16 protein-coding genes are annotated in these 21485 nt (G+C 50.2%); 9 read left to right on the forward strand and 7 right to left on the reverse strand.

From position 1 onward, the window contains the following. Positions 1-14: 14 nt before the first annotated feature. From BLS59_RS23195 to BLS59_RS23225, 7 genes are all read right to left on the reverse strand, one after another. Positions 15-329, reverse strand: coding sequence for a DUF4134 family protein (locus BLS59_RS23195; RefSeq protein ID WP_091153078.1), 315 nt, complete (start codon positions 327-329; stop codon positions 15-17). 3 nt (positions 330-332) lie between these two features. Further along, positions 333-656, reverse strand: coding sequence for a hypothetical protein (locus tag BLS59_RS23200; protein WP_143014221.1), 324 nt, complete (start codon positions 654-656; stop codon positions 333-335). Next, complete coding sequence (locus tag BLS59_RS23205) at positions 653-1030, reverse strand: hypothetical protein (protein WP_091153082.1); 378 nt, start codon at positions 1028-1030, stop codon at positions 653-655. The genes BLS59_RS23200 and BLS59_RS23205 overlap by 4 nt, the downstream gene beginning before the upstream one ends. Then, a complete protein-coding gene (locus BLS59_RS23210; protein ID WP_091153084.1) occupies positions 1027-1668 on the reverse strand; it encodes a ParA family protein in 642 nt (213 codons plus the stop codon). The genes BLS59_RS23205 and BLS59_RS23210 overlap by 4 nt, the downstream gene beginning before the upstream one ends. 10 nt (positions 1669-1678) lie before the next feature. Continuing rightward, entirely contained in the window at positions 1679-2902 is a 1224-nt protein-coding gene (locus BLS59_RS23215) for a relaxase/mobilization nuclease domain-containing protein (protein WP_091153086.1), read from the reverse strand. Positions 2903-2912: 10 nt separating this feature from the next. After that, positions 2913-3323, reverse strand: a complete 411-nt coding sequence (locus tag BLS59_RS23220) for a MobC family plasmid mobilization relaxosome protein (RefSeq protein ID WP_162842752.1) — start codon at positions 3321-3323, stop codon at positions 2913-2915. 528 nt (positions 3324-3851) lie between these two features. Then, the gene (locus BLS59_RS23225; protein ID WP_091153090.1) at positions 3852-4814 is read right to left on the reverse strand and encodes a toprim domain-containing protein; all 963 of its coding nucleotides are present in this window, start codon (positions 4812-4814) and stop codon (positions 3852-3854) included. A gap of 65 nt (positions 4815-4879) precedes the next feature. On the opposite strand from BLS59_RS23225, the gene BLS59_RS31805 reads away from it, so the two are divergent. From BLS59_RS31805 to BLS59_RS23265, 9 genes are all read left to right on the forward strand, one after another. After that, entirely contained in the window at positions 4880-5050 is a 171-nt protein-coding gene (locus BLS59_RS31805) for a hypothetical protein (RefSeq protein WP_162842753.1), read from the forward strand. Between the two features lie 163 nt (positions 5051-5213). After that, complete coding sequence (locus tag BLS59_RS23230; protein ID WP_091153093.1) at positions 5214-5885, forward strand: RNA polymerase sigma factor; 672 nt, start codon at positions 5214-5216, stop codon at positions 5883-5885. 71 nt (positions 5886-5956) lie between these two features. Beyond that, positions 5957-7087: a FecR family protein gene (locus BLS59_RS23235; RefSeq protein WP_091153095.1), complete on the forward strand. Its 1131-nt coding sequence runs from the start codon at positions 5957-5959 to the stop codon at positions 7085-7087. Positions 7088-7219: 132 nt separating this feature from the next. Continuing rightward, on the forward strand, positions 7220-10600 hold the full coding sequence (locus BLS59_RS23240; protein WP_143014222.1) for a SusC/RagA family TonB-linked outer membrane protein: 3381 nt from the start codon (positions 7220-7222) through the stop codon (positions 10598-10600). Positions 10601-10621: 21 nt separating this feature from the next. Continuing rightward, positions 10622-12127, forward strand: coding sequence for a RagB/SusD family nutrient uptake outer membrane protein (locus BLS59_RS23245; RefSeq protein WP_091153099.1), 1506 nt, complete (start codon positions 10622-10624; stop codon positions 12125-12127). Between the two features lie 911 nt (positions 12128-13038). Beyond that, positions 13039-14919, forward strand: coding sequence for a S9 family peptidase (locus BLS59_RS23250; protein WP_162842754.1), 1881 nt, complete (start codon positions 13039-13041; stop codon positions 14917-14919). A gap of 109 nt (positions 14920-15028) precedes the next feature. Further along, the gene (locus BLS59_RS23255; protein ID WP_091153104.1) at positions 15029-16441 is read left to right on the forward strand and encodes a thioredoxin family protein; all 1413 of its coding nucleotides are present in this window, start codon (positions 15029-15031) and stop codon (positions 16439-16441) included. A gap of 6 nt (positions 16442-16447) precedes the next feature. Continuing rightward, the gene (locus BLS59_RS23260; RefSeq protein ID WP_205411341.1) at positions 16448-19159 is read left to right on the forward strand and encodes a right-handed parallel beta-helix repeat-containing protein; all 2712 of its coding nucleotides are present in this window, start codon (positions 16448-16450) and stop codon (positions 19157-19159) included. A 3-nt stretch (positions 19160-19162) separates the two neighbouring features. Continuing rightward, the gene (locus tag BLS59_RS23265; RefSeq protein ID WP_091153107.1) at positions 19163-21421 is read left to right on the forward strand and encodes an alpha-L-rhamnosidase; all 2259 of its coding nucleotides are present in this window, start codon (positions 19163-19165) and stop codon (positions 21419-21421) included. Positions 21422-21485 lie beyond the last annotated feature (64 nt).

Genomic DNA, 21485 nt, shown 5'->3' on the forward strand with positions numbered 1-21485 from the left:
AAAAAAATGATGGGTTAATTGATCCCGAAAAGGGCTTGGAGGAACACGCCGACGAGCGTGAGGAACAGGCAGGCAAAGAACCAGCCCATGACCTGCGCGTCGATGTGGTGTTTGCCGGACTGCCAGTTGGCATAGACGCGCAGGCCACCGAGGATACCGGTGATGGCACCGATGACCAGCACCAGGTCGGCCATACTGAAGTACCAGCGGTGCATTTCGCCGCTCGCCTGGTAGAATTCGCTGATGCCGGGCTGGGCGCTGGCGAAAAATGGCAGGGCACAAAAAAAGACAGCCGGGGCTGTCTTGGTTACACGGTGTAACTTTACCATGCGCTAATAGGGAATGGCCTTGGTGTATTCGATCAGATCATCCTTGGCCAGGCTCAGCAGCTGGAGGATACCGACTGCGCCGGTTCCGTGTACCGGGCCGGATGAGATCGCTGTTGCGGGCGTTTCAGCCTCGGCATCGGATACCAGTGGTTCTTCCGCCTGGTAGGCAATCTGCTGTGGCGGGAACGATTCCTGAAATACCAGTTCTTCGTGGGCGGCATATTCGGCCGCAGGCGGTTTATGGATCACCAGGTCGAACAATAAATTAAGGCCATAGTAGGCCAGGTAGCATAGCAGCAGGATCACTGCAAAACTTGTCCATGTCATAAATCTGTGTTTTTTAGGGTTTCCTGGATATGGGCGGCCAGCCAGGGGTGCTGGCTGATCAGATGGTGAAGGCTATAGACGATGAACCTGTTCATGTCGATGCCTTTGGCGAGCTTGATCCGTTTAAGGAGGTTCATGGTCTTGGTGTCCACGCGGATCAGGCTTTTTTCGGTGCCGTTGTAACTGAAGGATTCGATAGCGTTAAAAAATTTGGTGGCCTGTTCCTCTGCGATACCGCCCGGAACACTTTTTCGGCCCGCCTTTCTACCAGCGGCCGGAGGGTCTTTTGCCTGATCTGGCGGTGGCGTTTTGCCTGCGGTTTCTGACCTGATCTTTTCTCTTAGCTCGTCGGCCAGGGATTTGATGCCGCTCATTGGTGTTCCTCCCGGAGCAGGTACTGCTCGTAGATCAGGTCGAGTACAGGCAGCACCGACGGCAGTACGATGGCTGGGATATGCAGTGTACTCACCCGCTGGAAATCTACCCGGTCGGTAATGCCGGGCGTGACCACGCCGAATTTGGCCAGCACCTTGTCCACTTCCTCCCGCGTTTCGTATTTTACGGTGTTCTTGATGCGGTTGGGGATGAATATTAGCGGAGCGCGGTTATTGATCTTCTTGATCACCATCGCAAACAGCAGCGTGGAGTCTACCGACAGCTCATCGTAGTTGAAGGGACATAGAATGATGTCGCCCGCCAGGAATACCGGGATCAGGCCATCGTCGTCCATCTTTCCCGGCAGGTCGATCACGACCAGTTCCGGTTTGTTCTTGTCCTGGTCCATCACATTGAGCAGTACCGGGAAGTGTTTGAGATCGGAAGGTATCACCTCGTAGAGCGGCGCGTTCTCCAGTATTTTTGCCTTCTCCGCTTTAGCAGCGATGCTCTGCTGGTAGTCCATGTCCAGTATGGTGAGCTTTCGGTTGCGAACGGTGGCCAGGTAGTTGGCCAGCAGCAGGGTCAGCGTACTCTTGCCTGCGCCGCCTTTTTGGTTGCCTATTAATATTACCATATCATAATTGTTAGCGTGTGTTTGTTCTTGCTTTACGTTTTCGGCGGCGGTTCCTGCCGTTGATGGCCTCATCGTCGATGTCCTCGGCCAGATCCAGCTGAAAGCCACCCGGTACTGGCGATTGCAATAATTCGTGAGGTTCCTGCCGGTAATCGGGCGCACCAGAGCCTTTTTGGGTCAAGGACGGGGCAGCTTGGTTTTTTTCGGCTGGCGATTGATCCGGGTTTTGATCGGCATTTTCGGGTGCTGGGATGATGGCTGCCTGCCCGCCTTGCGCTTGTTGCTGCACCGGAATGGCAGGTGTAATAAATTCTTTCAGTTCCATTACCTCGTTACCTTTAAATACCTGCTTTTTGGCATGGTCTATAAAGGTGTAGCCGTAAGGCTGCTTGCCATCCTTGGCATGAAAGATCACTTCAAGGCCGATTTTCTTGCGCAGCATTTCCGCCAGCGGCGAAGTGTAGGCCGACAGCGCCTGCTCCCTACCGCCCGGCAGTGGCCGGGTTAAAGGTTGTAATGACGGGTCATGTAGCTGCCGGTATCGCTCGATGATCGCCCTGAGCTGGATGATGCGTTCTTTGTTTTTTTGGTGGGCAGCGATCCGCTCATCTACTTTTTCCATCGGCAACCGCGCCAGTTCCCTGCCGTATTTGATGATGCGATAACTGGCACCTTCCGGTGTTAACGTATAGCCCTGGGCTTCCAGGATCATCATGAACTGTGCACGGGTGGAAAAATTATAGGAAAGCGCATTTTCCAGGTCAGGGTGTGTGGCCAGGTGCTCATCAGCTTTGATGATCTGGTTCAGCACCTGGTAGGCTTTCAGTTTCTCGAAGGAGTCACTGATCTTTTTGCCGTCTTTTCCTACCCTGGTAGTAACCATGTGGATGTGATTGTTGTCGGTATCCTTATGGTAAACCAGCAGGTAGGGCTGCTCACCATAGCCCATTCCTTTGAGCCATTGCTCGCCGATGGCGGTGAGCTGCTCCTTGGTGTGGGAACGGCCCTTGCAGGAAATCATGGCATGTAGCTGCGGGCGGCGCGTGCGCTTACTGCGTGCGGACAAGGCTTCCAGGTAATTGACATAGTCGCTGGGCCGCAGGTTATCCAGCCCCTGAAGTGCGCCAAATCCGGACACCTTTAGCAGTTCGCCCTTGTCCTTTTCCATCTTGTTGGTGTTGTAGCTGATGCCCGGGAAGGAAACCGATTTGTTGTAAAGGATTTTGACGATCATAGGTAAATTGCTAGTTCCGCATCAGGCGGATGATCTGGCGGAGACACTTTTCCAGCTCCTGCTGCAGGGTCACGTAGGCTGCCAGCAACTGGTTGAATTCAGCGACTGTCCCGGGATTGAGCATATCTTGTTTGTTTAGCGTATTGGCATGCCGGGCAAGTTGGTTGATGTTGTTTCCTGCGCGGCCCAGTTCCGCACCGATCCCGTCGAGCAGTTTCATCAGTTCTGCCGCGTTGATCACCAGGCTGTGTGAGTCGTGCAGCACCCGGCCTTTGATGATCTCCGAGCGGTTCAGGCCCAGCTGCTGCTCCATCGCTTTCAGCTGCCGCAGTTCCTGTTCGGTCAGTTTGGCCTTGATGATATGCTCGCGTTTGCCTTCCAGCAGCTTTGGTCTGCCGGTGTGCCTGGTTTTTTTTGCCATAGGCTTTCGAGGGGTTGAACGGTTGAGGGGCAGAAAAACCAAGTTGCGCGGTTTTTCCCTCCTTTGCCAGCCTTTCCCCATCGGGGTTAGGCTGGTAAAAGGCAAGTTAGTTTTGGGGTACCCCAAAACACAACTTGCCGACTGTAAAACAAAAAAATGTGGTATTCCATGAATCGGGTATGTGGGGCCTGGCACACCCGATTTTCAAGTTGGGCCGGTGGAAGGCCGGGCAGTATGCTGACTAAGCAAATAGCGGTATAGCTAATTTGCAAGCTAAGTGACAGGCGTGCTAAATACCAAAGTAATTAGCGAGTAGGCCAAATAAACAATGGGCTTGCCTATCGCTTAGCCAGCCTATCAACTTAAGAATTGGCAAACTAATCATACGGCTTGCTAATTGTAGGCTGTATAAATATTAGGCCGTTAAGCCATGCAGCTGGGTTAGTAGCTCATCAGCCTGTGGCTTGGCCGATAGCCTGACCAATAAGATAAGTACTTACTTCGCCGATTACTTAGCTAATAGGCGATCTATCTACGGTAGGTAGCGAGCATCTTTTGATAAACATGAGGTTCCTCCCAGGGCAAGCACTTTGTTTGCGCGGCCATCACCTTTTCATTATAGTCGTTGTGACCTTCATAGATACCGGAGCCGTCCTTCGCATGGGAATTCGCCTTCAAAATTAAGGCGGTAGCATCCCTTCCGCTTTGGTCATGGTCAAAGAATACAGTTACTTCCTTATAGGCTGCAGCCCTGTTGGCCGCTTGCTGCGCTAAGGCCGTGGTGTTAAGCACCAGTACGGTTGGCAAGTTATCCTGGTCTGCCGTTTTAAGCCAGCTGAGGTAATCTATGTAGCCTTCAAATAACACCAGGCGGTCGGTATCGCCCTGGATGCGGGTAAGCGCTTTGGTGCCAAGGCAACCTTTCCAACTGGCGGCTGTACGCACTTCCCAACTGCCCAGCTCATTTTGCCAGCCAATGGCAAAATAATTCCGGCGCTGCTTGTTGGCATCTGTGATATAATAATAGACTTCCGATAATTTGTCCGCTGCAACGTCCCATACCCCCCGGCCTTTTAAGAAAGTTTCCAGGATCGGATTGTTGCCCAACGGCTTGACAGCGAAGATGTGATAGGTTGGTATTTTGATCCTGATCCTTGGCCTGGGTGGTCTGTCAGTCGTTTGCCTAGCTAAGGCTTCGCGGTCAGCTGCACAGGTATCGGCGATCTTGTTTAGAACTTCTGAAAATGTGAGATTCTTCCAGTATTGCTGTCCAAAACTGATTACATCGCCGCCACCAGGCAGACCGAAGTCGTACCATTCATCGGTTTCGGGATTAACAGAGAAGGAAGGGTCGGAATCACCATCACGGATCATGCTGTGATACTTGTGCTGACCGCCGGTAGTTTTAACCGGCTCGTGGCCTAAACGGGATAGCAGGTCTACTAAAGACACCTGCTCTTTGAGTGCTGTGGCATCAATGTATTTATTCATAATAATAAAATGGGATGAAATAAAAAGCCTGCACGCTAGATCACGGGCAGTCCAGGGAACTGAATTTGAAAGAAAAGGCGAACGCCTTGCCCCGGCAGCGGGTGACGAACCCCTTTGATCTGCTCCTGCCGGAGTATGAAGATGAACTAAAATGCGGGACTACCTGCGTAAGTATCTACTTACCTTACCAAAACTGGCTGCCTACGGTTCACCGGAATTATTCCGGCTGCACATAATTCTTGGCTTTTAGACCTTGAATGCCTCGTCCCCACCTGTCAAAGAACTAACTTGTCATTGGGATCAAAGGTGGAGAGGATTAAAATGGCGCTTTCACAACTTTACAATGTTGGTATCGATTTTAAATAACCGGATGAAAAGAAGTCAGAGAGATCAACTGTAATGGCCTCAATAGTTGATTTACAGACTATTATTAACACATATTTAATATTAGCGTTCAAATTGATTAAATTTACACTCGGCGATTTATACACGGTAATGATATTGAGGCAAAATGTACAGACTGATGAAGAACTTTTACTACTCCTAAGCGGAGATAGTGAGAAGGCTTTTGACGAACTGTATAACCGCTACTGGAAAAAATTATTCGTTGTAGCCATGCAGACTTTAAAGGATCAGGAACAGGCGGAGGAAATTGTTCACGATGTCTTTTTGAAACTATGGTCTCTACGGACAACCCTTAAGGTGGAGAAGTCACTCAGCCTATACTTGGCAGCGGCGGTGAAGTATCATGTGCTTAATCACCTGGCCAAGCAAAAAAGACGTGCTGTTTTATGGGAGAAAAAGCCTCAACCGGTGCAAGAGGCTGAAGAAACTACTGCGGATTGGCTTCGTGAAAAAGAATTAATGCTCGAATTAAAATACGCTGTTTCAGCACTTCCTGATAAATGCCGTATCGTTTATACCATGAGCAGAGAGCAGGGACTTACCACAAAACAAATTTCCGCAGAACTAGACATACCGCTGAATACGGTTGAGTCGCAATTGTCCAGATCCTTAAAACTGCTCAGGCACCATTTCAGGGGCAAACTGGGCATGTTCCTTTTTTTCTAAATTTTTTCAAAAAGTTTCATTGTGAATTGATCTCGCATTGTCTTTATATCAAATGACCCTGATAAAGACGAATGGAGAAACCCAATAATATACAAGATCTTGCTCAAAAATGGCTTGATGGCAGCATTAGCCCGGAAGAGAAAGCCATTTTCGACAAATGGTACAATCAGCATGATTTTTCCGAGCTAAAAATGGATGCCCAGGAAGGCTTTGATGAAAACGCACTCCAAGAGCGGCTGCGCTCAGAAATTAAACAACAGATTCCGCAGTTTGCACGGGCCAAACTGGTTCGCTTATGGCCGCGCATCGCAGCAGCTGCATCGGTTGTACTTGCCATCGGTTTCGGGACGCTTTATTATGCAAACCGGCATAAAGAACATAATGCAGGGTTTGCAGCCGTAAAGAATGATGTCGCTCCGGGCAAACAGGGTGCTACACTTACTTTAGCTAACGGTAAAAAAATCAGGCTTGCGGAGGCAGCGAAGGGTAAGCTGGCGCAAGAGGCCGGTGTTTCGATCAGTAAAACTGCCGATGGACAAGTAATTTATCAAATCGAGGATTCAACTTCAGAAAACAAGATCAATACAATCACAACAGCCAACGGAGAGACCTATCAGGTGCGTTTGCCGGATGGGTCGGCCGTTTGGCTGAATGCTGGCTCCAGCCTGACTTATTCAGCCAGCCTTCTCCGGGAAGGAAAGCGGAGCGTCCGTTTATCGGGCGAGGGATATTTTGAGATTGCCAAAGACAAGGTGCATCCTTTTGTGGTTTCCACCGACCGGGAATCGGTCGAGGTCCTGGGTACGCATTTCAATGTGAGCAGCTATGCCAATGATCCTTTGAGCAGGACGACGCTGCAGGAAGGTTCGGTCCGGATGAACGGCAAAACGGTACTGAAGCCGGGCGAGCAGGCTGTTGTTGGGGCTGCGGGTACCTTGCGCATAGAAGAAGTGGATGTGGATGAGGCCCTGGCCTGGAAGAACGGCAAGTTCGTTTTCGCTGATGAGGATATTGAAAGCATCATGCGCAAGCTTGCCCGGTGGTATGATGTGGAGGTGGTTTATGTAGGAGAAAAGCCTGATGCGAGCTTTACGGCATCGATCAGCCGCTCCGATCATATCGGGAAGATACTGAGCAAGTTGTCGTTTGCCCGGAAAGTTAAATTTAAAATTGAAGGAAGGAGGGTGACGGTTATGCGATAGATGTACTTAGCTGACCGGTGCCAGCAAAAAGGAAAGCGAGAGTGCTTCGACCTACTCCCGCTTTATGCCTGGTTTACCGTGTAAAATTATTTTGAGATAGTTAACAACTTGAAAACCAAACAAACAAAATTAATGAAAATTAATGAAAAAATTGTGGCGGGCCGGCCTATGGCCTTGTCCAAACAAATAATTAGGATTATGAAGCTGACCATACTCTTAATGACCGTTTGCCTGTTACAGGTGAGTGCCTTAACCAAAGCACAGGTCTACTTGAATACCAAAGGAGAATCCTTACAGAGGGTGTTAAAATCTGTAAGTCAGCAGAGTGGCTATGACTTTGTCTATATCACTGCTGAACTCAAAGGACTAAAAACGGGTGCGATCAGTTTAAAAAATGCTTCAATTGATGAATCCTTGAAAGCTTGTTTTGCTGACCAGCCACTGGTCTATGAGATTTCGGACAAGACTGTAATGGTGAGAAAGAAAGATGAAGTTTCAATGATTGATAAGATCATTGACCGTTTTCAGGAAATTACGGCTACTGGTAAAGTCGTGGATGAAAATGGACAGGCTTTGAGTGGGGCTTCTGTAATTGTTAAAGCAACAAGCAAAGGAACAATGACAAAAGCCGACGGAACTTTTGCCATAGACGGAGTGGAAGAAGGCGCAGCACTGTTGGTGAAGTTTTTGGGCTATGAGCCTTTGGAGATCCCGGCCGGGAAATCTTTGGGGGTCATCAGGTTGAAGCTTTCGGAGAATGTTTTGGATCAGGTCATTGTGAGGGCCTACGATAAAACCAGCCAGAGGCTGTCCACGGGAAATATCAGTACCGTCACGGCAAAGCAGATCCAGGACCAGCCGGTGAGCAACCCGCTGCTGGCGCTGCAGGGACAGGTACCGGGGCTGATCATTAACCAGTCCAGTGGTTATGCAAATAGTGGGGTGACGGTTCAGATTCAGGGCCCCAACAGTTTGACCAACGGAAACTACCCGTTTTATGTGGTTGACGGAGTTCCATATCCGTCTACGCCGATGAACTCGATCAATTCGGGACTGTTCGGCTCTACTGGCAACGGAGGAATGGGTATTGGTTTCAATACGCGAAACGGCAATCCCCTGGCTTTTTTAAATCCCCAGGATATTGAATCCATAAGTATCTTAAAGGACGCGGATGCAACCGCCATTTATGGTTCCCAGGCTGCAAATGGTGCCATAATCATTACCACGAAAAGGGGACGTGCCGGCGACGCAAAAATAGCATTGAACCTGCAGCAGGGATTTGCGCAGAATGTGAAATTCCTGAACCTGATGGGTCGCGAGCAATATCTGCAGATGCGAAGGGATGCATATTTTGGGACAGACGGGCTTACCAGTTCTTCGCCTCAGTTTGCGGCGCAGTATGACCTGAATGGTTTATGGGACACCACAAGGGAAACAGATTGGCAGAAAGTACTTTTGGGCGGGACGGCAAGTTATACAAACCTCCAGGGGTCGCTTTCCGGTGGCACCGAACTGGACCAGTACCAGCTGAGTTTGAATTATAACCGCCAGACGACAGTGAATCCCGGTGATTTTTCTGACCAGAAGGCAGCCTTTCATTTCAGCCAGAATCATACGGGCAGAAATGGCAGGTTTAAGGCACAGACGACCCTCTCTTATTTATTGGATTATAACATATTGCCTTTCGGCGACCGGACTGCACTGGCCCTAAATTTATCTCCGGTGGCGCCGGAGCTCTATAATAGTGATGGCACCTTCAATTGGCAGACGACCGCAAGCGGAGCTTCTTCCTGGTCTAATCCGATGGCACTCCTTGCGGTGAAAGCTAAAACCAAAACAGCGAATTTGATCGGCAATCTGATATTGAGCTACCAGCTGGCAAGCAATCTGGAGGTATCGGCCAGCCTGGGCTATTCCTCGATGAGGCAGGATGAGTTTAGAGGGTTGCCGTTTGCCACGATCACCCCACAAGCAGTCGCTGCCGGAGTTAAGCCGAGTGCAACCTTTGCGAATGCCGATGATGATTCATGGATTATAGAACCGAAACTGAGTTATAACCTGGTGCTCGGTCCCGGAAAATTTGATGCGATGGCCGGATCGACATTGAGGCGCAACAACTCAAAATACCAGGCGTTTTTCGGGAGGGACTATGTGAGTGACCAGACACTGGAAAACATCAGTTCTGCCGGTACAGTGGGAGTTCAGTCTTCGGCACTTTCGGAATATAGATATGGGGCTGTTTTTGGCCACCTGGGATACAATGTTGGGGATAAATACATTGTAAGTCTGAATGGACGCCGCGATGGCAGCTCACGTTTTGGTAATAACAATATGTTCCATAACTTTTGGAGTGCGGCGGGCGCCTGGATTTTTTCGCAGGAACATTTCTTGTCCGATCAGTTGGGATGGCTGAGTTTTGGGAAATTGAACCTGAGTTATGGTTCGGTCGGAAGTGATGGCATTAACGATTATGCATTTTTAAGTCTCTATGGGGCCTCTGGTTCCGGTCCCTATCAGGGCGTGATAATTCAAGAGCCTGTAAATTTGCCCAATCCAAATATTCAGTGGGAAGAAACAAGGAAGTTCAATGCGGGGTTGACAATTGGGCTTTTCAGGGATAGGATCTTATTGACAGCAGACTACTACAGAAACAGATCTTCCAATCAGCTGCTCTCTTATACCTTGCCCTACATTACCGGTTTTTCCAGTGTGCCGGCCAATTTTCCCGCCACCGTTCAGAATAAGGGTTGGGAGTTTACGATGAGCCTCAAGCCTTTTTCTGGCGGCGGCTTAACCTGGAGCAGTAACTTCAATATTGCATTCAACAGGAATAAACTTGTTGCGTTCCCGGATTTGGCAACCTCATCTTACAGCAGTAGCTTTGTCATCGGTCAGCCCATCTCGGCAGCACAAAGGGCACAATATGCCGGCGTAAATCCACAGACCGGGCTGTATCAGTTTTACCGGGCAGACGGAAGCCTTACGGATAATCCGGATTATCCCTCCGATTATAAATACATGGATACGGCGCCAAAGTTTACCGGCGGATGGTTCAACACCTTTAGCTACCGGGGATTCACTTTGGATGTGCTGTTCCAGTTTGTTTACGGTAATAGGCAAATGAATAGCCTCAAAATAGGCAGTTTGTTTCCAGGCCGTTTATTGAACCAGCCGGCAGATTTAGCGTACTGGAGAAATCCCGGAGATAATGCGTCCGTACAAAAGGTTACGGTCTCGAACAATGATATTCAAAATCTGGTATATACAGCCCTTTCCTCCGATTTTGTTTGGGAAGACGGATCCTATGCTAGGTTGAAGAATGCGTCCCTTTCTTATCAGTTACCGGAAAAATGGATAAAGGGCCTTCACCTCGGCAATGCAAGGGTGCTATGCAGCGGACAGAATTTAAATCTCTTTAACCTGACAAAATACAGCGGGCTTGACCCGGAAACGGGAGGTTCAGCTCTGCCGCCGCTGCGGGTGATTACGTTTGGGCTTCAGTTGGGATTTTAAAATAATTTAAAACAGATCGAAATGAAAACAATTTTGAATATACAGGCATATCAAAAAAAATATGGGAAATACCGTTTTCTGGTATTTTGCCCCTTGCTTATTATCGTTTGTTTATTGCCGAGTGGCTGTAAGAAAATGATTTCGGTACCGCCTCCCGCGACATCCATTAATGCGGGCAATATTTTTGCTGCGGATAATACAGCGATTGCTGCAGTCAACGCCATTTACTTTGATTCAAATATTAGTGATTTTTTTGTCAATGGTGCGTTATTGGCTGATGAGGTTCGCCTAATAGATGCAGGTAACTTCAGCTATACTTTCTTTTATCAAAATGCGCTCACGCGAAATTTTGGATTTTTACCTTGGGAGCTGGCGTATCGCAAATTGTTTTTCGTAAATGCTGCTATTGAAGGGATCAGTTCAAGTGAGACCTTGACGCCCGCTGTCAGGCAGCAGCTGCTTGGAGAGGCTAAATTTATGAGGGCTTATTTTTATTTTTATTTGGTAAATCTCTTCGGGGATGTTCCTTTGGCACTAGGCACGGATCCCCAGGTCAATAGGTTGCTGCCAAGAACGCCGGTTAGCGATATTTATGCCCAGGTAATAACCGATCTAAAAGATGCGCAACGGTTATTGAGTAAAAACTATCTGGGAGGGAATCTGAACACGACAACAACGGAAAGAGTGAGGCCTACTTTCTGGGCTGCAACGGCACTCCTGGCCAGGGTATACCTTTATCATAAGGATTACCGGGACGCAATCACGCAGGCGGACGAAGTAATTAACAATGTAAACTTCTCCCTGAGTCCGTTAAATACAGCTTTCTTAAAAAATAGTACCGAAACAATTTTTGCATTTCAGACTGCAAATGAAACATCCCTTTCCAATACAAGAGAAGCTGAGCTCTTCCTGCTAACTCCGGCAGGTATTGGTGCAGGTACTTCTTTTTTTTATTTAAGTGAATATGTGTATGATGCTTTTGAAGCTGGAGACGATAGGAAAGCCCAGTGGACAAGCACGCTGACCTTTGGCGGACAGACTTATCCCTACGCCACCAAATACAAGTCTGGTGTACCACAAACAGCTATCGATGAATATGAAATCGTATTGCGTTTGGGCGAACAGTATCTGATCAGGGCAGAAGCCAGGGCTAGGTTGGCTGCGCCTGACCTGGTCGGCGCAATTGCTGATCTGAACACCCTGCGCACGCGTGCCAGGGCTGTCGCGACGGTCGCAATACCCAATCCGCTGCCAGATCTTCCGGCAGGTCTTACCCAGGCTCAGGTACTGGTGGCTGTTGAGCACGAACGCCAGACGGAACTTTTTACGGAATGGGGCCATAGGTGGTTTGACCTTATCCGCAGTCCGGGATTCAACGATTCCTCGAAAACACGGGCAGACGAAGTCATGCCGGCCGTAGCAGTAACAAAAGGAGGTACATGGGCACCATTCAAGAAATTGCTTCCGATTCCACAGTCAGAATTTAATGCTGATCCAAATCTGGGCAGTCAAAATCCCGGCTACTAACGGGCCGGCATATTCAACCGGACAGGATGCTCCGGTTGAATTTTGGCTATGTGCTAATGACAGGAAAACGAGTCATCCATTTCAGTCTTCGCTTATTTTAAATACACAAACAAATGAAATCACGGATTAAAATTGCCGTAACACCCTTGTTATGGCTTATCGTCAACATATTTTTGACCACGGGTTCCTCCTATGGTCAGCAGCGGAAAAGAATACTGGATACAGCTGCCCTAAGCAACTTTCCGACCCATCTGCTCTCAGGGATCAGGGTTTCACCAGACGGGCGGTTTACCATGTGCGAGGCGGCTACGACACTGGGGGCCGAAGAGGAGTATAGAAAGGTAACGGTCAAGACACTTGACGGGAAATGGGAGCGGGTGATCGACAATGCCCAGGGTCTGGGGAAATTTTCCGATGACAGCAAATACTGCCTGCTAAGCCTGTCCAGAGGGAATTTATGTCTGCTTCCCCTGGACGGGGCTAAAGAAGAGCTCATAAAAGGGGTGGATTCCTATGAGCTGTTTCCCGGAAAAGCGAAGGAACAGTACCTGCTGATCAACAAAAAAAGTGCTTCGGATTCTGTGATCATCAGGAACCTGTCTACCGGGCATTCCTTCGGCTACAGCCATATGTCCAGGGTATTGTTTCTGCCCGGTTCAAAGACCATCGTTTTTTCCGGCACCCGGGATGGCCTGACACGTCTGTTCCGCGAGCGGCTGGGCAGTGGGAAAAGGGAACTGCTCTGGTCAGGGGACCGGGAGATCAGGGAACTGGTATCGGACGGCACGGCGGACCGGATCGCATTTTCGACAGGTTCGGGCCTGTGGTACTATAATGGGGATAACAACAAGGTACTGGAACTGCCGGTACCGAAAAGCCAGGGCTTTGAAGGCCTTTCTTCGCCTTCCTATATGAAGTTTGACCTGAGCGGTGAGCTATTGACATTTTATATGTCGGAAACCTTGCCGGATCTGGACCCTTCGGTGAACCCTGTCGATATATTCAGCTATATCAATGGCGCCTTTGACATGTATAAAGAGCGTGAGCCGGGGTTTTATCAGTGTCTTTACGATACCCGGACGGGCAAGTTTATCAGGCTGGAATATGACGGAGAGAAGCCGGCCCATATAGCTGCTGATGGCCGGAAAGTACTGATGTCGAAAAGAGAGGGGGCGGGTGGAGAATACTACTGGAACAGAAAGGGGCTGAACGAAGATTACGTGCTGAATCTGCAGGATGGCAAGCGGATTCCATTAGAGACGGTGATCGAGAATAGTGTGATGTCCCCGGGTGGCGATTTTGTGGTCGGGATAAACGATCATTATGGGGATCTGTATTGTCTCGAGGTGGCTAAGGGAATAACCCGTAACCTGACCTCAGGGCTGCCGGCACCCATTGGGGATGGCCTTGACGAATACCCCCAAACCAGTACGGGGCGGGGTTTTCTGTTCAGCCACTGGATTAACAACGGAAGTAATTTGATTATGCACGACCGTTATGACATCTGGATGCTGGATTCGCGTGGCAGCGCTGTACCGGTAAACCTGACGAACGGTTATGGCCGCCGGCACCACATTGTCTTTCGCGCAGCTGGTGGAGATGATAAATTTGAAAGGGGCGAGGAAATAATATTGTCGGCCTATAATGAAGATACAAAGGATGCGGGATTTTACAGGATCCGGATCGGATCTAGGAAAGACCCTGAAAAATTGAGCATGGGCGGTTATGTGTATAGCGGTGTACAAAAAGCTTCGGGTGCAAAAATATGGGTGCTAAAAAGAATGAGTGCGGCTGCTGCCCCCAATTTTTACTGGACAGAGGATTTCCGGACCTTTCATCCGGTCACCTCGGAGTACCCGGAAAGGAAGTACGAATGGTATACAACAGAGTTATTTGATTATACGACTAAGGATGGCGTAAAGAGCCAGGGAATCCTCTACAAACCTGAAAACTTTGACCCGGCGAAGAAATACCCGGTACTGTTTACATTTTATGAGAAGGAAACCAAGAAACTCAACGAGTACCGTTTACCCGGTTACAGCAGCAATTATTATTTTAATATCCCGATGATGCTCAGCCGGGGCTATCTGGTATGCGTAGCGGATATCCATTTCAGGATAGGCGAGACGGCACATAGCATCGTAGACTGTCTGGAGGGGGCGGGAGATCACCTTGCCCGCTATTCCTATGTAGACAGTGCACATTATGGAGCAAGCGGGGGAAGCTTCGGTGGTTATGGAGTCAACTGTCTGGCAGCGTTCAGTCATCAGTTTAAGGCACTGGTTCCGATTGCTGGGGTTTCAGATTTAGTCAGCGCGTATGGCAATGTTCCAGGAACCAGGGACGAATTAGTAGAGAACCGTCACGGCCGCATGGGGGTAAGTCTGTCTACAGATCCGGAGCGTTATCTGCGGAATTCGCCCGTGGCTTATGCGAAGGATGTTACCTCTCCGGTACTGATAATAAATACACTGGCTGATGGTAATGTAAATGTCCAGCAGGGGATCGAGTGGTTTATCTCTTTGCGCCGCGAAGGGAAGCCGGCATGGTTATTACGTTACCGGGGCGATGAGGCCAATCACGGCATCTGGAACTGGAATGACCAGAAGGATCTGTATACCAGGATGAACCAGTTTTTTGATCACTACCTGAAGGGAGCGCCGGCTCCGGTCTGGATGACTGGCGAAATAGGCGTGAAGGATAGGGGAGTCCGGTCGGGCTTTGAAGTTAATCCCGGTCTTACTTCGCCTCCACCGGGCTTGTTACGGGTTGCTCCGGACACAATACACTAAAATTTATAGACACTCAATTGATTCGGTGCAGACATGACCGGTTAATGCCTTTTATGGGCAAAAATAACCGGCAGTTTGCCTCGATATTAAAAATTAAAAACACACAGATATGAAACGATTAATGACTTTTTTGGCGCTGTCTATGATGGTGCTTACTTCAGATGCACAGGGGCTTAGTTTTAGCAAAGCGGAAAACTGGGCTGCAGTACTGGAGCAGGCCAGGGTAGAGAACAAGTACATTTTTCTCGATGGTGCTGCAACCTGGTGCAAGCCCTGCAAGATGATGGATGAAAAGGTTTATCCGTCCAAAGCAGTCGGAAAGTTGATGAACGATAAATTTATTGCGGTAAAAGTACAGATTGATAAGGCGGATGGGGATGATGCCTATGTGAAATCCTGGTATGGTGATGCGGAGATGTTAAAGGGGAAATATCAGTTGACCACACTTCCGGCCCTGGTATTCTTGTCTCCCGATGGAGAGTTGTTGTACAGGAATTTTGGTTATCAGGACCCCCAAAAATTTATCGAAACGGTCAGATTTGCAGTCAGCCCCGAGGCTTCGACCTTTAAGCGTCAGCTGGAGACTTACAAAAAAGGAGTTAGGGATTATCCGGCACTGCCGAAACTGATCGGCAAAATGAGGGAGCTGCTGGTGGAGGACAGTTTGGCAAATGAGATGGTAAGGGACTATTTCGGCAATTATGTCGACAAGCTGACGGATCAGAAGCAGATCCTGACCAAAGAGAACGCCCAGCTTGCAGATGCAAACCCGGGCATGGTGAAATCTACCGATAAGTTCTTTGTTGAGCTTAAGAAAACACCGCTTGAAGAATCGGATAAATTAATTGAGTGGCTGGGAGGAAGCCTTGCGTTACTGGAAACCATGGCGAAAAAGGAGGAGCTGTATTTGAAGCTGTTCAAAAACGGGAAGATGGTCACTGCGCACCCGGACTGGGTAAAGATTGAAAAATCCATCCATACTAAATACCCGCAGCTGGACGCCGGAAAAATCATCGGCGAGTTTGGTGCTTATGGTCATCCATTCCTTAATGAGGGATTCTATCTGAAAACCGGAGACTGGAAAAGGTTTAATGCTTATTACCAGACCGATGTTGAGGATAAACTGAAAAGAAGTGACTGGACGGGCATCAATAACATCTGCTGGTGGTATTATTTCGTGCCGGTTGCGGATAAAATGCCTCTGGAGAAAGCGCTGACATGGGCCAGCCTAAATGTAGAAAAGGCTAAAGCTGATCCAAAAGTGTCGGCTGGCGATCTCTCTGGGTGGATGGACACCAAGGCTGCGTTGCTGTACAAACTGGGCAGGCGCAGAGAAGCGGTAACAGTAGAGCAAAATGCGGTGGCTATGCTGAAGGCCGATAACCTGAAGAACGGCAGGGAAGCGGATGCCGGTTGTGGCGGACTGCTCAATAGCATCGAACTGATGAAAAAAGGAGAGAAAATACAGGGAGGCTTTGGTGTGGAAGCCGTTTACCCGGCAAACTGGAAACTGATCGATTAACCCCCTATGTTCAAGCACTTCATTTTAACCCTCGCCGGCAGCATGCTGCTTTCGCTTGCCAGTTTTTCCCAGTCATCTTCGACAGCGGAATCAGCCGGCGGTTTCGCCGGGCATAACCGGTGGAGCAGGGAAAAAGTCAATTTATGGTATGCTAAGCAGGGCTGGCTGGCAGGGTGCAATTACACACCTGCCTATGCCATCAACCAGCTGGAGTTCTGGCAGGCGGAAACTTTCGACCTGGCGGCCATAGACAGGGAACTGGGCTGGGCAGAAGCACTGGGAATGAATACGATGCGCGTCTTTCTGCATGACCTGGCCTGGAAACAGGATGTAAGGGGTTTCAAGCAGCGGATCGATGCTTTTTTAGGGGTATGCCATAAGCATCGTATCAGACCGATCTTTGTGTTTTTCGACGACTGCTGGAATCCCGATGCCACAATCGGACTGCAGCCTGCACCGAAACCCGGAACCCACAATTCGGGCTGGCTGAGAAGCCCTTCCAGAGCGGTGCATGACGATCCCGGTCAATGGGCTTATTTAAAGGAGTATGTACAGGACATTTTGAGGACATTCAGGAACGATCGGCGGATCTTGATGTGGGACTTATATAATGAACCCGGGAACTCCGACTATGGTTTGAAGAGCCTGCCGCTGTTAAAGTCCGTCTTCCGCTGGGCAAGAGAGATCGGCCCGAGCCAGCCCTTGACAGTCTGCATGTTTGAGTTTTACCCGGAGATGACCGCATACAGCTTCGCCCTTTCCGATGTGATATCCTACCATAACTATGGAAATCTGGATAACCATAGGGCGATGACCGATTCCCTGAAGAACTACGGCCGGCCCCTGTTCTGCACCGAGTATATGGCCAGAACCCTAGGCTCTACCTTCCAGACGATCATGCCCCATTTAAAGGCAGAAAATATAGCAGCCATCAACTGGGGATTTGTGGACGGAAAGACGCAGACGAAATACCAGTGGGGCGAGGTGATAGCGGACGGATCCGATCCAGAGCTGTGGTTTCATGATGTGCTGAAAAAAGACGGTACGCCGTACAGACAGCAGGAAGCTGACCTGATAAAAGCCCTGACCGAACGGAAGGATGCGCGCCGGAAAACGCCGAGAACCTTTCATGTCTCGAAAAAAGGCGCATTTTCCACGATTCAGTCCGCTGCATCGCTGGCAGGGCCCGGCGATACCGTTATGGTGCACGAGGGTACCTACTGGGAATACGTCGACCCCAGAAATGCGGGATCGGCCAAAAGCCGTATTACCTATAAGGCCGCGCCCGGGGAAAAGGTAGTCATTAAGGGATCGGAAATCGTTAAGGGATGGAAACGCTCGGCAGATGGCTCCGGCTACCTGCTTACCTTGCCCAATAGCTATTTTGGCCGTTTCAATCCCTATGCGGACGAGATCAGGGGGGACTGGTATGACGGAAAAGGCTGGAAGCAGCATACCGGTGCGGTCTACCGCAACGGCAGATGGCTGATGGAATGCAGAAGCAGATCTGAGCTGCCGGGAAAACCGGATCAGTGGTATGCCGAAGTGGACCGGGACAGCACCAGGATCTGGGCGAATTTTGGTACGGCGGATCCCGCCGGAGAAATGGTGGAGATCAATGTACGCAGGAGCTGCTTTTATCCTTCCAGGACAGGGGTCAATTACATTACCGTATCGGGCTTTGCCATGATGCACGCCGCAACCAACTGGTCGCCGCCCACAGCGGAGCAGGTTGGACTGATCGGGACAAACTGGAGCAAGGGCTGGGTCATCGAGAACTGCGATGTCAGTTATTCCAAATGTGCGGGCATTACCCTGGGCAAATATGGCGATGGATACGATAACACTTCGGCCAATTCTGCCGAAGGTTATGTGGAAACGGTGAAGCGGGCGCTGGATCATGGCTGGAACAAAGAAACCGTCGGCGGTCATACCGTGCGGAACAATACGGTCAGCTTCTGTGAGCAGGGCGGGATTGTGGGCAGTCTGGGCTGTTCCTTCAGTACCGTCAGTGGAAATACAATACACGATATCCACCGGGAGCGCCTGTTCTCGGGTGCGGAGCAGGCAGCCATTAAATTTCACGGCGCGGTGGATGTGGTGATTTCTGGAAATACGATTTATAACAATAACCGGGGAATCTGGCTGGACTGGATGGCGCAGGGTACGCGGATTACCGGTAATAAACTGTATGGGAATGATGACTGGGATATTTATTTTGAGGTGGACCATGGGCCGGTACTGGTGGACAACAATGTGATGCTGTCCAAGAACTCGCAGCGGGTATGGTCGCAGGGGGTGGCTTATGTGCACAATTTGATTGCCGGCAAATTTGAGGTCTGGCCTTATGATGACCGGGAAACACCCGTTTTAAAGCCGCACGGGACCGAAATATTTGGGCTACGGGATAACCCCTCGGGCGATGTGCAGTTGTACAACAATGTGTTTAGCGGTAAGGACTGTAACCTTGAAGAATTTGACAACACGAAATATCCCTGCAGGCTTTCGGGCAACGTCTATGAAAGGGGGGCGGTTGCCTCCCGGCTGGAAAAGCCCATCGGGGACTTAAAGCTCACCAGTTCCGCTCAGCTTGGGCGCACGGTGGTCACCCGGCAGGGTTTTGAAGGGCCCGATGGAAAACCCATTGTTTTTGACAGGGATTTTTATGGTAAAAAGAGAAAGGGCCTGCCCGTTGCGGGACCTTATCAGCGGGAGTGAAATATGAAGCACATTCGGTTATTTTTGTTATTGGCCATAATTGGCCCTTTCCCTGTTCTCGGACAGGGGAAAAACACTGTCTTTTCGGGTGCCAGCTGGATAGGCGCACCGGATACCGCGGTCAGATATCCTTTGTTTAAAAGGAATTTCTCCGTTGAAAAGCTGCCCGGAACAGCTGTGCTGAACATCACCGCGCACGGCTTTTATATCGTCTATCTGAACGGTAAAAGAATCGGTGACGGTGAACTGGCTCCCGGATGGACCAGCTATCACAAAAGGCTGCTATACCAGCGCCACGAGGTAAGGGCTTTGCTGCAGAAGGGAAACAATACCCTGACTGTTCAGTTGTCCCCGGGCTTTTACAGCGGCAACTGCGGGAACTTCGGAGACCGCAAATACGGCAATTCCCCGGCCCTGCTCTTGCAGCTCGATGCCGATAGATCGCCGCTGCTTTGTAGTGGTCCGCAGTGGAACTGGGCAAAAGGGGAGTTGCTTTCCAGCGATATTTATGACGGGGAAACCCGCGATTTGAGAAGGAAACTTTCCGGCTGGGCGCCGGTCCGGGTATTTTCGGCCGATACGGCACTTTTGCTGCCCCAGGACCATCCCCCGGTCAGAAAATTCGCGCCGGTTGTACCGGTGAAGACAGTGACTGATGTCTACGGAAGGATCACCGCTGATTTCGGGCAGAATATGGCGGCCGTGGTCCGCGTCGGCATGAGCGGAAAGGCGGGCGATACCCTGATTGTAGAGCATGCCGAACTGCTCGATGAAAACGCGGACCTGTCCAAAAACAGCCTGCGGGAAGCCAGACAGACCGACCGGTATATTTTGGCCGGTGATCAGCCCGTCAGCCTCGAGCCCTGGTTTACCTATCACGGTTTCCGTTATGCGCGCATCAGCCTGAAAAGAAACGGCGGCTTTGTGCCTTTCAGGGCAGCGCATATCGCGGCTTTGCCGATGCATACCGATTTGAAGGAGGCCGGTTCTTTTTCCTGCGGGAATCCGGCCCTCAATCGGTTGCAGGAGGCCATCAGGCAGTCGCTGCTTTCCAATTTTGTCGATATCCCGACTGATTGTCCGCAGAGGACCGAACGTCTGGGATGGACGGGAGATGCGCAGGCAACCGCCGCGGCGGCCTGTTATAACTTTGATGCCCGATCTTTTTACGCCAAATACCTGGCGGATCTGGCTGCAGACCAGTATGCAAATGGCCTGGTCCCGAACGTAATCCCGGATTTTCAGCCGGACAAAATCGGCGGCGATGCCCCGGGATGGGCGGATGCGGCCACGGTCATCCCATGGCAGCTGTTTGAGCTTTATGGAGATACCTCCTTATTGAGGCTTCAGTATCCCGCAATGAAAAAATGGGTAGAACGCATGGCGGGATCCGCCGCTGCGAACAATGGTCTCTGGGCCGTCCGGGAAGGAATCGTATGGGGCGACTGGCTTGCGCCCGAAGGCGGTACGGACGGCGGTTTTTTGTGCCAGGCATTTTACTGCCATTCGCTGGATATCGTCTCCAGGGCCGCCAAAGCCCTGAATATGACCGGAGACCTTGCTGCCTACGATGCGTGGTCCGGGTCTGCCTTAAAAGCCTTTCGGGATGTTTATCTGAATGGACAGGGAAAGCGGGCGCTCTCTACCCAGACCGCCTATGTCCTGACACTGGCTTTTGGCCTTTGCCCCGAGGAACAGAAAAAGGAACTCGTGGATAAACTGCTCAGGGACATCGCTGACCATGGGGGACATCTGAATACCGGATACCTGGGGACGCGGTACCTGCTGCCGGTACTGGTTTCCAGTGGCAACGCAAAAACAGCTTACCGGGTGCTTTTGAAACAGGACTACCCGGGCTGGCTGTATATGCTCGGTAAGGGCGCGACAACTTTATGGGAGAGCTGGGATGCCATCCTTCCGGACGGGAGTTTTAACAAGGAAAGACATTCCATGAACCATCATATCCTGGGCTGCATCGGGGAGTGGTTTTATTCCGGCATCGGGGGAATCCGGCCGGTGGATCCCGGTTTTGCCACAGTCCGCATCGCCCCGGTGGTAGAGGAAAGCCTGGGCTGGGCAAAGGTAAATTACCGGAGCCCTCATGGGCTGATCAGCAGCAGCTGGAAAATCAGTGGAGGCCGGGTGAGCCTGGAGGTTACCATACCCAAGGGCACTGTTGCGGAAATTGTGGTTCCCAATAAAGACAATACCAGGTTCCTGACCTACCGGGTCAGGGCAGGTCGTTACCATTACCTCAATTGAACAGAAAAGAAAAGAAAAAACGCTGCGATTTAGCACAGAACAAATTAAATATAAACTCATAAAT

It is taken from the genome of Mucilaginibacter pineti (assembly GCF_900101875.1).
Lineage (GTDB): Bacteria > Bacteroidota > Bacteroidia > Sphingobacteriales > Sphingobacteriaceae > Mucilaginibacter > Mucilaginibacter pineti.